The organism is Nitrospirota bacterium, from assembly GCA_040756155.1.
Lineage (GTDB): Bacteria > Nitrospirota > Thermodesulfovibrionia > JACRGW01 > JBFLZU01 > JBFLZU01.
In genome coordinates, this window is the sequence record JBFLZU010000029.1 from 1 (window position 1) to 13003 (window position 13003).

Below are 13003 nucleotides of genomic sequence, written 5' to 3' on the forward strand. Positions count from 1 at the left end.
TCCCTGAGGATGTGGTTGCGTTAAGCAATAACTTTGAAGGTGTAGAGGCTTACAGGCTTTTTGGTTATATCCTTGATTCTATCACCAAGGCACCTGGTATTGAAGGATGCGAGGTTTTTATTGAAAGGGTTCCATAGGTGGAATATAGTTTGAGGGAATAAATTGATCCCAGAAGAAACAATGCGTATTCTTATAGATATTGGCATAGTTCTGATAAAGATTGCAATCGTTGTGGCATTCGTCCTGTTTAATGCAGCATATCTCAGTTATTTTGAACGGAAGACAATTGCCCACATGCAGGTAAGGCTCGGACCGATGAGGGTTGGTCCACATGGTATCCTGCAACCTATAGCAGACGGAATAAAGTTATTTTTCAAGGAAGATATTATCCCTTCTAATGCAGATAAACCTGTTTTTTACATCGCTCCCCTCATCACTTTAGCCGCAGCACTGACTTCATTTGCAGTAATCCCTTTCTGGGAGAGTTTCTTTGTTACAAATATTAACATCGGGGTTCTCTATATACTTGCCCTTTCATCCGTCAGTGCCTATGGAATTGTTCTTGGAGGTTGGTCATCAAACTCAAAATATTCCTTTTTAGGGGGTCTTCGCTCATCTGCACAGGTCATAAGCTATGAAATAGCAATGGGGTTTAGCCTTGTAGGTGTTATGATGCTCTCAGGCTCGATGAACCTTATTGATATAGTCAAAGCACAGGAAAACTACCCCTTTATCCTCGTTCAGCCGATTGCATTCATTGTATTTCTTGCATCTGCAGTAGCTGAGACAAACAGAGCTCCATTTGATCTCCCAGAGGCAGAGAGCGAACTTGTAGCAGGCTATTTTGTGGAGTATAGCAGTATGCGGTTTGCATTCTTTTATATGGCTGAATATATCGGTATGCTTCTAATGTCATCAATGGTTACTATATGCTTTCTCGGAGGATGGAATGGCCCGTTTCTCCCCCCTGTGGTCTGGTTCCTGATAAAGGTTTATGGAATCATGTTCTTTTATCTCTGGATCAGGGCGACATTACCGAGATACAGGTATGACCAGCTTATGGGGCTTGGATGGAAGCTCTTTATACCACTCTCAATTGCGAATATACTGTTTACGGCCTTTGTAAAGTTGTTCGTATGAAAACATTTGAGTTTATCAAGAAGGTCTTTTTCATAGAAATAATCAAGGGACTTACGCTTACATTGAGCCGTTTTTTCTCCCGTGCAGTAACGAGGCAGTATCCAAAAGAGAAAAGACCACCATTTTTTGGATTCAGGGGACTGCATGCACTTGTAAGGGACCCTCAGACAGGAAAGGAAAGATGCGTCGGTTGTGGCTTATGTGCAGCTATATGTCCTTCCAAGTGTATATATGTCTATACAAGTGAAGGAGAAGACCACCAGAAAGTAGTTGATAGATATGAGATTGAGCTTCTCAGGTGTGTTTATTGCGCCTTCTGTGTTGAGGCATGTCCATTCAGGGCAATTGTGCTTACAGAACATTACGAGTATTCTGATTATTCGAGGGAAGCGCTTTATTTTACTAAAGAGAGGTTATTGAGTAACTGGGATAGATTTATGTCAGGGGAAAAGGGAGAGGAATATTTCAAAAAGTTCTGGCGTCCAAAGACAGAAGACTACACAGGAGACAGAAGACAGATAACAGATGACAGAAAACAGAGGTGAGGGATGATGTCACAGATTATTTTTCTTTATCTTGCAGGGGTTATAATAGTAAGTAGTATACTGGTAATAACAAGAAGAAATCCTGTGCACAGTATTCTCTGGATGCTGCTATTGTTTCTTCATATAGCTGCTATGTATATTTTCCTTAACGCAGAGTTTCTTGCAGTCATCCAGATAATAATTTATGCAGGGGCAATACTCGTGCTTTTCCTCTTTATTGTGATGCTCTTAAACCTTAAAAGGGAAGAGAGGGAAAGGAAGGCACATAGCATCTGGCCTGCTGCCATCATCCTTGGTCTTGCGATTGCTGCCCAGTTTATCACAATTATGTCAACCATTGTTTTTTCTGCACCACAGGACAGATACAGCACATCATTTATACAGAAAGAGGGGGCTTCGCAGGTATTAGGGAGTTTACTTTATACAGAATTTCTTTTTCCTTTTGAGGTTGCATCACTCATATTACTTGTAGGTATGATTGGCGCGATTGTAATAGCTAAGAAGCGTATGGGATAAGAAAATGATTCCATTGTCATGGTATGTAATTCTCAGTGCAATACTCTTCTCTATGGGGGTTATCGGCGTGCTTGTGCGGAGAAATATTATTATTATTCTGCTTTCAATAGAACTTATATTAAATGCGGTCAATATCAATCTTGTAGCGTTTTCTTATTATCTTCAATCTCTGAGGGGACAGATGCTTGTTATCTTCATAATCACAGTTGCTGCAGCAGAGGTGGCTATAGGTCTGGCACTTATAATTGCATTGTTCAGGAATAAACCTACGGTAAATATTGATGAAATAAATATTATGAAAGGATGACATTTAAATTAAAAATGCAAAATTTAAAATTAAAAATTAATGAATTCCATAATTTTAAATTTTTAATTTTAAATTTTGAGTTCTCACGGAGTGAGAGATGAATAGTTATCTTTTAATTCCATTTTTACCACTTGCCGCATTTGTAATAAATATTTTATTCGGAAGGAAGTATATAAAGAATCAGGCACACTGGCCATCTTGCCTCGCAGTAATAGGCTCATTTGTAATATCTATGATTACCCTCTTTGATGTTATCGGTGGCAGGGTAATCAACGAGGATTTATACACATGGGTAGTCTCTGACAAGTTTAAGGTCTCTGTAGGTTTCCTCATTGACCAGCTCACAGCAGTAATGCTCATAGTTGTCACAGGTGTAGGCTCACTTATTCATATCTATTCTATCGGCTATATGCATGGAGATAAAGGCTATTACAGATTCTTCGCATATATGAGTCTCTTCACATTCTCTATGCTCATGCTCGTTATGGCAAATAACTTCCTTCTACTCTATTTTGGTTGGGAGGCAGTTGGTCTCTGTTCGTATTTTTTGATAGGATTCTGGTTTGAGAAGAAGTCAGCATCCGATGCAGGCAAAAAGGCATTTATTACATGTAGATTTGGAGACTTTGGGTTTGCCCTCGGTGTGATAATGATATTCCTCGCCTTTGGAACACTTCACTATGCACCTGTATTCGATCAGGTAAAAGGTTTTGTTGGCCAGACAGTAAATTTCCTCGGATTAGAGGTTGATTTAATCACACTCATAGCACTCCTACTTTTTGCTGGTGCTGTTGGTAAATCAGCCCAGATACCCCTTCATGTATGGCTACCAGATGCAATGGAAGGACCTACACCTGTGAGTGCCCTGATCCATGCTGCAACAATGGTCACAGCAGGTGTATTCATGGTAGCAAGACTTAACCCAATATTCAATCTATCAGAAGTCGCAATGTATACAGTTGCCATTACTGGGGCAGTTACATCCTTATTTGCAGCTACAATCGCCATTGTCCAGAATGATATAAAAAGGATAATCGCTTACTCAACTATAAGCCACTTAGGACTCATGTTTCTTGCATGCGGTGTTGGTGCATACAGTGCAGGGGTTTTTCACCTTTATACCCATGCCTTTTTCAAGGCACTACTCTTCCTCTGTGCAGGCAGTGTAATACATGCTGTCCACCATAATGACATCCAGAGGATGGGTGGGCTCAGAAAATATATGCCGATTACATATATTACAATGTTTATTGCGGCATTAAGCGCAGCAGGAGTCCCAGGGCTTGCAGGGTTTTTCAGCAAGGACGAGATAATGTGGCTTGCCTATGCGTCAGACAACCCTGTAGGAAAGTTTGTATGGGTTCTGGGGACTGCTGTTGCATTCCTCACACCCTTTTATTCGTTCAGGCTCATATTCCTTACATTCCATGGAAGATTCCGTGGAACACATGATGAGGAGCATCACCTCCATGAGTCACCAAAGGTTATGACTATACCGCTTATGTTACTTGCAGCTGGTGCTGTTACTGCAGGATGGATTGGGATTCCCCCTCTGTTTGGAGGAGGTGCACATTTTGCTGAATTTGTAAAACCTGTGCTTGGACATCTTGAAACACATGGTACACATGCTGAAGAATGGGGGGTGATGGGTCTTTCAACAACTATAGCTCTTTCGGGAATTATCGTTGCTGCAATAATGTATCTCGTAAAGACATATATGCCTATTAGACTTGCAGAGAGATTTAGAGGCATTTACAGGACACTCTTTAACAAATATTATGTGGATGAATTGTATAACTTCATAATAGTGAGACCTACACTCTGGATTGCCAGTACAATAATCGAGGGTTTCACGGACGCAAAGATAATAGAGGGCGCCGTCAATGGTATCCCGAGGTCAATAGGGATATTCGGCGAAAAATTGAGGAAGATACAAACAGGTTTTGTTCATCACTATGCAATTATAATGGCTGTGGGAGTCTTCCTTATAGTGGCATTAGTGCTGTTCTTATAGACAGAAAAAGGAATTTATGGAACAGGTAATAATGAATAATTTAGATTATCCGATTCTTAGCACTATTGTATTTCTGCCTGTTTTTGGTACCCTGCTGCTTCTTATCATCAGATCAAAAGAGTCACTTGTAAAATGGACCGCCCTCGCCGTAAGCATCGCCACCTTTATCCTCTCAATACCCTTATTTACAAACTTTGACAAGTCAACACATAAGATGCAGTTTGTCGAGAGGCATGACTGGATTCCTGCCTGGAACATAAAATATTTTTTAGGTGTTGATGGTATTAGCATTCTTCTCGTTCTTCTTACTACCCTCTCAGCAATTCTCTGCATTCTTATCTCATGGCATTCTATAAAGGTAAAGGTGAAGGAGTTCTATATAGCTATCCTCCTTACAGAAGGAGCAATCGCAGGGGTTTTCTGTTCTTTAGATTTCTTCCTTTTCTATATCTTCTGGGAGGCGATGCTCATACCAATGTATCTCATTATAGGGGTCTGGGGAGGGCCAAACAGGATTTATGCGACAATAAAGTTCATCCTCTATACACTGGTTGGCAGCGTCTTGATGCTTGTTGGGATAATCTTTCTCTACTTCTATGCAGGTAGGACATTTGATATCCTTGAATTAATGACAAAGCCTTACCCTTACACAGTACAGTTATGGCTTTTCTGGGCATTCTTTGCCGCCTTTGCAGTAAAGGTCCCGATGTTCCCCGTGCATACATGGCTTCCCGATGCCCATACAGAGGCGCCGACAGCGGGTAGCGTTATTCTTGCAGCCATACTCATCAAGATGGGCGCATACGGTTTTCTGAGATTCTCGCTCCCTTTCTTCCCCGATGCCTCAAAGGCTATGACCCCTTTTATGTTGACCCTTTCAGTTATAGCCATCATATATGCAGGAATTGTATGCCTTGCCCAGACAGATTTAAAAAGGCTTATTGCGTATAGTTCTGTGAGCCATATGGGTTTCGTTACGCTTGGGATATTCACCCTTAACAGTCAGGGAATCGAGGGTGGTATTTTACAGATGATCAACCACGGCATTGTAACAGGTGCACTCTTCCTGTGTGTGGGGATAATCTATGACAGGACACATTCGAGGTTGATTGTAGACCATGGCGGGCTTTCAACACCAATGCCTGTGTATGCTGCATTTTTTATGATTTTTACTCTTTCATCAATAGGGCTTCCAGGGACAAATGGATTTATAGGTGAATTCCTCATAATCCTCGGTGGGCTCGCTGCAAATAAATGGGCGGGTGTTCTTGCAGCAACAGGGGTAATCATAGGTGCTGGCTATATGCTATGGCTTTATCAGAGATTGTTCTTTATGAGGGTGCATGAAAAGGTTGTTGGTCTGCCTGATATGGATATAAGAGAGATAATAACGCTTGCCCCTCTGGTTATCCTCGTATTCTGGATAGGTGTCTATCCAAATGCCCTTTTGAGCTTTATGCACAGTTCTGTCCAGCATCTGATAGAACAGGTCAACTCAAAAGGTGTTGAGGGGGTTCAAATAGTTAAGACCATCAATGAGGTGCTGAGGTGATGATTTCTTTGCCTATACCTATAATCTCTGCGATATATCCTGAAGTAGTTCTGACAATCTTTGCCCTGTTAGTGATAGTCTCCGATCTATTTCTTGGAAAGGAGAGGAAGGATATACTCGCATATCTCAGTATTGCAGGACTGGTTATCGCTACCATCCTCACAGTGAGAGGCATTGGTGGAGGCACAATAAATACATTCTCAGGCATGTTTGTCCTCGATGATTTTTCCGCCTTCTTCAAGATTATCTTTTATGTGACCTCAGCGCTTTCGATACTTATCTCAATACGTTATCTAAAGATAGAGGAGATCAATAAAGGTGAATACTATGCGATGATACTTCTCAGCACAGTTGGAATGATGATAATGGCATCTGGTTCTGACCTGATAAGTATCTACTTAGGGCTCGAACTCATGGCGCTCTCTGTCTATATCCTTGCTGGCTTTATGAGGAAGAGCATAAGATCCAATGAGGCTGCGCTCAAATATTTTGTGCTCGGCTGTTTCTCATCAGGTATATTTCTTTATGGTGTCTCTCTTCTTTACGGGATTACAGGCACCACTAATATCAAAGAGATTGCAACCATTATCACCATCAATAACCTCTCTACAAACCCTGCCCTTTTCCTTGCAGTAATACTCGTTGGAGTAGGATTCTGCTTTAAGATTGCTGCAGTTCCATTCCACATGTGGGTCCCTGATGTCTATGAAGGTGCGCCTACCTCTATCACTGCATTCATGTCTGTTGGTCCAAAGGCTGCCGCATTTGTAGCACTCATCAGGGTCTTGATACAGGGACTCAATTCTATAACTGCTGATTGGAGCCTTATGCTCTCTGTAATCTCCATCCTTACAATGGCAGTAGGTAATATACTCGCAATTGTCCAGAGCAATATCAAAAGAATGCTTGCATACTCAAGTATCGCACATGCAGGTTATGCACTTATAGGAGTTGTAGCTGGTGGTCAGATAGGTGTATCTGCAGTAGCAATGTATCTGGCGATATATATATTCATGAATATCGGGGCATTTGCTATCGTAATTATGCTGAGAAATGGTGTTATGCTCGGAGAAGAGATAAATGATTTCACGGGTCTAGCGAAGAAAAACCGACTGGCAGCACTCTTCATGCTGATCTTTATGTTCTCTCTTACAGGACTTCCTCCTACTGCGGGTTTCATTGGAAAATTCTATGTATTTATGGCTGCTATAAAAGCAGGGTACCTCTGGCTCGTTGTTGCAGGTGTTATATTCAGCGCCATATCAGCCTACTTTTATCTGCGAGTAGTGATGGTCATGTATATGAAGGAGCCTCAAGCTGAGTTTAACCTTGCCGCATCTCCAGCACTCAATGTAGCCCTGCTTATCTCTGTAGCCGCAGTTATTGCGTTTGGTATCTTCCCATTTTCTCTCATAGAATTAGCATGGACATCTGTTAGCGTGTTGTTTTAATAATATTGACATCAATCATCTCAATCATGTATAAAATAAATAAAGCGGGCGGATAGCTCAGCGGGGAGAGCGCTGCCCTTACAAGGCAGAGGTCACAGGTTCGAACCCTGTTCCGCCTACCATTACCCTCTCTACTTTCATGCCACTTACCCAAACCCACCAAATCTCTTGACATAAATGATAAAATAAATTATCATTACTTTAATCATGGGTGTTTTTTATAAACCAGCATTCAGGAAGTTTGTAAAAAAGCAAACCAGGGCTTTTCAACTTGTTATAGAAGATGAGATAGAAAAAATTAATAGTAATCCTGATATTGGAGAGACAAAGAGAGGTGATTTATCAGGCTTCAAAGTTCATAAGTTTGTTTTTAACAAACAGGAATACCTCATTGCTTACAAGCTACAAAATAATATCAGAGTGGTTTACAAGATAGGAACTCATGAGAATTTTTATCGTGAGCTTAAACACTATATAAGGGAGGTTGAATAACAATGATAACTGCAGAGAAGGTTTATAAAGAAATATTAGAGATGCCGGTTAAAGAGAGAGAAAAGCTCTTTACTGTTATAGCCAAGCGAGGCTTTGAAAAAGACCTTTATACCAACGATGAAGTATTCGATGATATAAGGCGGTCTCCATTTACCATTAAAGAGGCAGCAGAGTATCTTGAAGTAGCAGAAATAACGGTGAGGAGATTAGTAAAAGAGGGCAATTTAGCAGCAAGAAGACTTGGGAAGAATATTGTTTTTGATGCTGATGATCTTAAGGCATTTAAGAGACAGAGAAAATATGTCAGGCATCCTGCCTGACATAAAGGGACATTTCGATACTCTTCCAGAAGTGCCGGTGATACAGGTCAAAATTGGGGTCAAGTTTTGAAATATCAGTTGATTTCCCCTTTATTCTTATGTATTAAAACAAAAGTCTGGACTGTGTCATTTTTTACTTTGCTACACGCAATTCTTCCTCTACTTTTTCTGTTAACAACATCTTTAACAGAGACTGATAAGGAATATCCCGCTTATTTGCTAAAAGTTTAAGATGGTCAATAAGTGATTCGGGTAGCCTAACAGAGATGCTCCTAGTAGATGGCTTCAGGTTTGTGAATAACACCCTTTTTGCCTTTGAATAATCTACATATTCTGTCGAATCATGGGTTGACCAGAATTCAAACTCCTCTTTCTCACTCTTGAATCTTGGCACCTTTTTCAATTTGCTCATAGTAAATTCTCCTCTCTTTTCTATTCATATCCCTTGCTGATATAACCCTTATTTTGTTACCTCTTATAGTGAAAACTACGTGTAAAAAATCACCCATTAAATTTGTTAAAACAATCTTATTGAGCCAATCCAGGGAAATCCTTGACTTTCGGTATATGTTCGGCAATATGATCTTTAATATCTCTTTTCCATCTCGGTGGTAGGGTTCCCAGATACGATATAGCTTTTTTTGCTAAATCTGGTTTTTTAAATACCTCTCTTAATATTGCAATCGCCTGTAGTATATCTTTTTCTTTTTTGTATTTTGTCTCTCTTTTCTTCGAGATCAAGATCTTATGATATGCGAATACCCATGGGCTTGGCACCAGATAAGTATATCCTTCCCTTCCTATCTCAATCTGCTGGTCAAACAACATCTGGAGATACCTTAAAGGAGTAGCCTTTATTTTTAGAGGCTTAATGTATATAGCCTTATCCGTTCCTTTGCCTTTTTCTGGCGTTAAAAACTCAACTTTAAAAATACCATTTGTAAAATAGGTAGATCCATCGGGATTAAATCCTATAGAAAAGCCAAGGTCTTTAAGAAGTGATTCGATATCTACTTCTTTGCCCCTGTAAGGCACATTTATAAGGAAGTCTATGTCTTGTGTCTTAATAGTAGGCAAATTAAGTCCCAAATTCTCTTTCAGGACAGGCAGACAGTATGAACCAATAAGAATAACCTTAATACCACTCTGAGAGAAAAGTTTTATTATTTCTTCAATGGTAATCCTTTGAGTGTCAATGGCTTTAGAAATAACAGCTATGTTGTCTAATATGTCCATTCTCTGCCGCTCTAATAATTTTCTTCTGTTAATACCTTCTAGTAGGTCAGTCGGAGTCACTGTGCCTAAAGAAACAGACTTTACCTTTTTCTTTTCTCTCCATTGATGATAATAGTAAGTGGATTTACCAATTTTTTTTGCAGAGATGCTACCCATTGGCAGTTTCCTGATTTCTTCATTTATACGCACGAGTTCCCTGATAAAAAAGATATAGTTTTCCTCTAATGTTTTTCTAATAACATTCATGTTTAACTACATTTTAACTACATATTTTTTATTTTGTCAATAGTGTAGTTAACATACCATGACTGATTAAAACCTTGTCATACATTTCCTCTTTTTGCTATCATATATTTTAATAACAATGGAATATCCAGACACGCAACTTATTATTCAATTTCCACTAAATCCTGAGTTTTCGCTGGAGAACTTTATAGTATGTCCTGAGAATGAGGTTGCATACAGGGCAGTGGTAGAAATGGTTCAGGATAATCACCTGCCGTTCAACCCTTTGTTTATATATGGTGAATCTGGCTCAGGGAAGACTCACCTACTAACAGCAGCCAGTAAAATATTGGATGTCACTGAGATAATTAATCTGAAAGGGGAGGTAGAGGCAGGGCTGTCTTCATTCATCCAGAAAGCCCTCCTGATAGACAATATTCACCTCATATCTCCTGAAGTAAGTAAAGAGGTCTTCAGGCTTTTTAACAAATTTTACATAGAAGGTAAAAAGATTATCATAACCAGTCTCCTACCACCCAATCAGAGAAGTAATGTAGATGAACATCTTGGCTCTCGATTATCTTCTGGTATGGTGGTCAGGTTAAGCCTTTTAAATGATGAGACAAGACTGAAGATTATGAAAAAAATTGCAAAAGATAGTGGGTTTGATCTTACGGAAGAGGTAGCGAGTTATATCCTTACGCATGTGAGAAGGGATATAGGTTCACTACAGGATGCATTGAAAAGGGCAATAGAATATTCCCTTATGACAAAGCAGAGATTGACAGTTCCTCTTGTGAGAAAAGTGATTCATGCAGGGGATACTTAAAATAACATTGAGATTTTATAAGCAGAACTGGCTTATCGCTGGGAGAGGTATAATATGGAAGGAAAAGTCATTGCTGTAAACATCAGTGAAGAGAAGGGTGAGAGGAAAAGGGGTGTTGACAGGGTCTTTATCAGGGAAAATTATGGAATAGAGGGTGACGCTCATGCATCGGAAAAATGGCACAGACAGGTGAGTCTCCTTGCTATCGAGAGTGTGAATAAGATGAAAGAACTGGGGCTTGATGTCGGTCCAGGGGATTTTGCAGAAAATATTACGACAGAGGGATTAGAATTATACTCTCTTCCAGTGGGCACCAGAATGATAATCGGCGAGGTAGAAGCAGAGGTAAGTCAGATAGGCAAGGTGTGTCATGACCGATGTGCTGTATATTATCAGGCAGGAGATTGCGTTATGCCTAAGGAAGGGGTATTTGTGAGAATTATTAAAGGTGGATGGGTGAAGCCGGGAGACATAATCAAAGTGAGAAGTGAGAAGTGAAGAGTGAAAGGATTGAAAAGATTAGGGTTGCTATTCTTACCATGAGTGATAAGGGGTCGAGGGGTGAAAGGGAGGACCTCAGTGGAGATATTATTAAAGAGATGGTCAATGGCATTTCTGGCGAAGTTGTCTTCTATGAGATTATCCCTGATGAAAAAGAGCTGATAAAAGAAAGACTGATAAGAATTTCTGATACTGATATAGCTGACCTCATACTGACTACAGGAGGAACAGGACTTTCTCCGAGAGATGTTACCCCTGATGCAACAATGGAGGTTATAGATAGAGAAATAGTAGGAATGGCTGAGGCAATGAGGATGAAAGGACTAAAGAAGACTCCAAGGGCAATACTTTCGAGGGCTGTTGCCGGCGTAAGAAAAAGGTGTCTGATTATAAATCTACCCGGAAGCCCTAAGGGAGTGAGAGAGAACCTATCGGTAATCCTACCTGTCATCATCCATGCTGTTGAGAAGATAAAAGGTGATACGACTGAGTGTGGTTCCTAATACCTTATCTGTGCCTTATTCTGATCGGCAACAACAATCAGGGTGTATCTATCAGGTTTTATGTATTTTTTCACAACCCTGAGAATATCCTCCTTTGTTACTGCATTTATCAGGTCTTTATATCTGTCAGGAAAGTCAAGCCCGAGATTGAAGAATTCAATCTGTACCATCAGTGAGGCAACTTTGCTATTTGTATCCATCCTGAGGGGAAAACTTCCGGTAAGGTAACCTTTAGCTATCTCTATTTCTTCATCTGTTACAGGCTCTGTCTTTATCCTGTTGAGTTCTTTTATGACCTCTTCAATGGCAAGGTTTGCACTCTCATTCTTTGTCTGAAGACCTATCCTGAACTCACCAATCTCCTTTGTTGATGCAAAATAGCTGTGGACATCATATGCTAACCCAAGTTTATCCCTTATGTTCCCCATCAATCTTGATGAAAATCCGCCTCCTCCAAGAATATAATTTGCTACCGAGAGGGCATAGTAATCAGGATTGTCTCTGCTTATCCCTGTATGTCCGATTATAATAGTCGCCTGTGTAAGGTCTCTGTGTATCTTGAGCACATTTGGCTTACTAACTTCAGGTGGCTCTGGATTCAGGACAGGTGTGATCTTCCCTTTCTTCCATCTCCCAAAATATCTGTTTACAATCTCAATAGCCTCTTTCTCTGTAATATCTCCTGCAATAGCAATTATAGAGTTGTTCGGTAAATAATACCTTGAATGAAAACTGATAATGTCTTCACGGGTCATTCTATCCATGGTTTCTTCTGTCCCTGACACATCTCTTCCATAAGGATGCCTGCCAAAGACTACCCTGTCAAACTCTTTTGATGCAATCCAATCAGGCTCTTCTTTTCTTTTCTTCAATGCACCCTTTATGAGATCTTTCTTGCGTTGTATCTCTTCATCCCTGAAGGAGGGGTTAAGAAGTATATCTGAGAGGATATCAAAACCGAGCTCAATATCCTTCTTGAGAATTGAGAGAGTAGCTGATGCATAATCGTATGTTGCTCCTGTATCCACAGAACCACCTACGAACTCTATCTCTTCACTTATCTGTGTTGCAGTTCTCTTTTCTGTCCCCTCTGTCAGCAACTCTGAAGTCAAGGATGCAAGACCTGCTTTTTCCTCCGGTTCGAGAATCGAACCCGCCTTTATAATCATATTCACACTTACAATCGGGAGATGGTGTCTTTCAGATATTAACAAGACCATCCCATTATCGAGAACTATCCTTTTGCCAATCGGCTTCCCTGCATTAGCGATATCAGACAGCAACAGGACAAGACCAGCAACGAAGAAAATTACAAACCTTAACCCTCGAACCTTCAACCTTAACCTCTTAATCCTTAATCCTAAGTTTTTAC

Annotated in this window: 16 protein-coding genes and 1 tRNA gene; 13 read left to right on the forward strand and 4 right to left on the reverse strand. The window is 40.3% G+C overall.

Translation table 11 applies throughout. From position 1 onward, the window contains the following. Nucleotides 1–180 precede the first annotated feature (180 nt). The 10 genes from nuoH (at nt 181) to AB1488_02490 (ending at nt 8337) form a co-directional block, all read left to right on the forward strand. The gene (gene nuoH / locus AB1488_02445; GenBank protein ID MEW6408958.1) at nt 181–1140 is read left to right on the forward strand and encodes an NADH-quinone oxidoreductase subunit NuoH; all 960 of its coding nucleotides are present in this window, start codon (nt 181–183) and stop codon (nt 1138–1140) included. Further along, entirely contained in the window at nt 1137–1685 is a 549-nt protein-coding gene (gene nuoI / locus AB1488_02450; GenBank protein ID MEW6408959.1) for an NADH-quinone oxidoreductase subunit NuoI, read from the forward strand. Before nuoH ends, nuoI begins: the two co-directional genes overlap by 4 nt. A 3-nt stretch (nt 1686–1688) precedes the next feature. Continuing rightward, complete coding sequence (locus AB1488_02455; GenBank protein ID MEW6408960.1) at nt 1689–2201, forward strand: NADH-quinone oxidoreductase subunit J; 513 nt, start codon at nt 1689–1691, stop codon at nt 2199–2201. 4 nt (nt 2202–2205) lie between these two features. Continuing rightward, nucleotides 2206–2508 carry an NADH-quinone oxidoreductase subunit NuoK gene (gene nuoK, locus AB1488_02460; GenBank protein MEW6408961.1) on the forward strand — a complete coding sequence of 101 codons (303 nt, stop codon included), beginning with the start codon at nt 2206–2208 and terminating at the stop codon, nt 2506–2508. Between the two features lie 97 nt (nt 2509–2605). After that, nucleotides 2606–4522, forward strand: a complete 1917-nt coding sequence (gene nuoL, locus AB1488_02465) for an NADH-quinone oxidoreductase subunit L (protein ID MEW6408962.1) — start codon at nt 2606–2608, stop codon at nt 4520–4522. Between the two features lie 16 nt (nt 4523–4538). Further along, nucleotides 4539–6074 (forward strand): NADH-quinone oxidoreductase subunit M, encoded by a 1536-nt coding sequence (locus AB1488_02470; GenBank protein ID MEW6408963.1) that lies wholly within the window; start codon nt 4539–4541, stop codon nt 6072–6074. Continuing rightward, nucleotides 6074–7525: an NADH-quinone oxidoreductase subunit N gene (locus AB1488_02475; GenBank protein ID MEW6408964.1), complete on the forward strand. Its 1452-nt coding sequence runs from the start codon at nt 6074–6076 to the stop codon at nt 7523–7525. The genes AB1488_02470 and AB1488_02475 overlap by 1 nt, the downstream gene beginning before the upstream one ends. 46 nt (nt 7526–7571) lie before the next feature. Further along, nucleotides 7572–7647, forward strand: a tRNA-Val gene (locus tag AB1488_02480). An 85-nt stretch (nt 7648–7732) separates the two neighbouring features. Further along, a complete protein-coding gene (locus AB1488_02485; protein MEW6408965.1) occupies nt 7733–8017 on the forward strand; it encodes a type II toxin-antitoxin system RelE/ParE family toxin in 285 nt (94 codons plus the stop codon). 2 nt (nt 8018–8019) lie between these two features. Beyond that, on the forward strand, nt 8020–8337 hold the full coding sequence (locus AB1488_02490) for a helix-turn-helix domain-containing protein (GenBank protein ID MEW6408966.1): 318 nt from the start codon (nt 8020–8022) through the stop codon (nt 8335–8337). A gap of 133 nt (nt 8338–8470) precedes the next feature. Here AB1488_02490 and AB1488_02495 read toward each other — a convergent pair whose 3' ends face one another. From AB1488_02495 to AB1488_02505, 3 genes are read right to left on the reverse strand one after another with little or no spacing between them, the layout of a single operon-like run. Beyond that, nucleotides 8471–8749 (reverse strand): BrnA antitoxin family protein, encoded by a 279-nt coding sequence (locus AB1488_02495; protein MEW6408967.1) that lies wholly within the window; start codon nt 8747–8749, stop codon nt 8471–8473. Next, a complete protein-coding gene (locus AB1488_02500; GenBank protein ID MEW6408968.1) occupies nt 8712–8846 on the reverse strand; it encodes a BrnT family toxin in 135 nt (44 codons plus the stop codon). Before AB1488_02500 ends, AB1488_02495 begins: the two co-directional genes overlap by 38 nt. Before the next feature lie 19 nt (nt 8847–8865). Further along, nucleotides 8866–9819: a GSU2403 family nucleotidyltransferase fold protein gene (locus tag AB1488_02505; GenBank protein MEW6408969.1), complete on the reverse strand. Its 954-nt coding sequence runs from the start codon at nt 9817–9819 to the stop codon at nt 8866–8868. 94 nt (nt 9820–9913) lie between these two features. On the opposite strand from AB1488_02505, the gene AB1488_02510 reads away from it, so the two are divergent. Genes AB1488_02510 through AB1488_02520 form a run of 3 tightly spaced genes read left to right on the forward strand, consistent with a single transcriptional unit; the run spans nt 9914 to nt 11631 of the window. Further along, nucleotides 9914–10627, forward strand: a complete 714-nt coding sequence (locus AB1488_02510; protein ID MEW6408970.1) for a DnaA/Hda family protein — start codon at nt 9914–9916, stop codon at nt 10625–10627. A 54-nt stretch (nt 10628–10681) separates the two neighbouring features. Next, nucleotides 10682–11125 carry an MOSC domain-containing protein gene (locus AB1488_02515; GenBank protein ID MEW6408971.1) on the forward strand — a complete coding sequence of 148 codons (444 nt, stop codon included), beginning with the start codon at nt 10682–10684 and terminating at the stop codon, nt 11123–11125. Between the two features lie 41 nt (nt 11126–11166). Further along, nucleotides 11167–11631, forward strand: a complete 465-nt coding sequence (locus AB1488_02520) for a MogA/MoaB family molybdenum cofactor biosynthesis protein (protein MEW6408972.1) — start codon at nt 11167–11169, stop codon at nt 11629–11631. Here AB1488_02520 and AB1488_02525 read toward each other — a convergent pair. Next, on the reverse strand, nt 11628–13003 hold a 1376-nt coding region (locus AB1488_02525; GenBank protein MEW6408973.1), incomplete at its 5' end, for a pitrilysin family protein. The genes AB1488_02520 and AB1488_02525 overlap by 4 nt on opposite strands.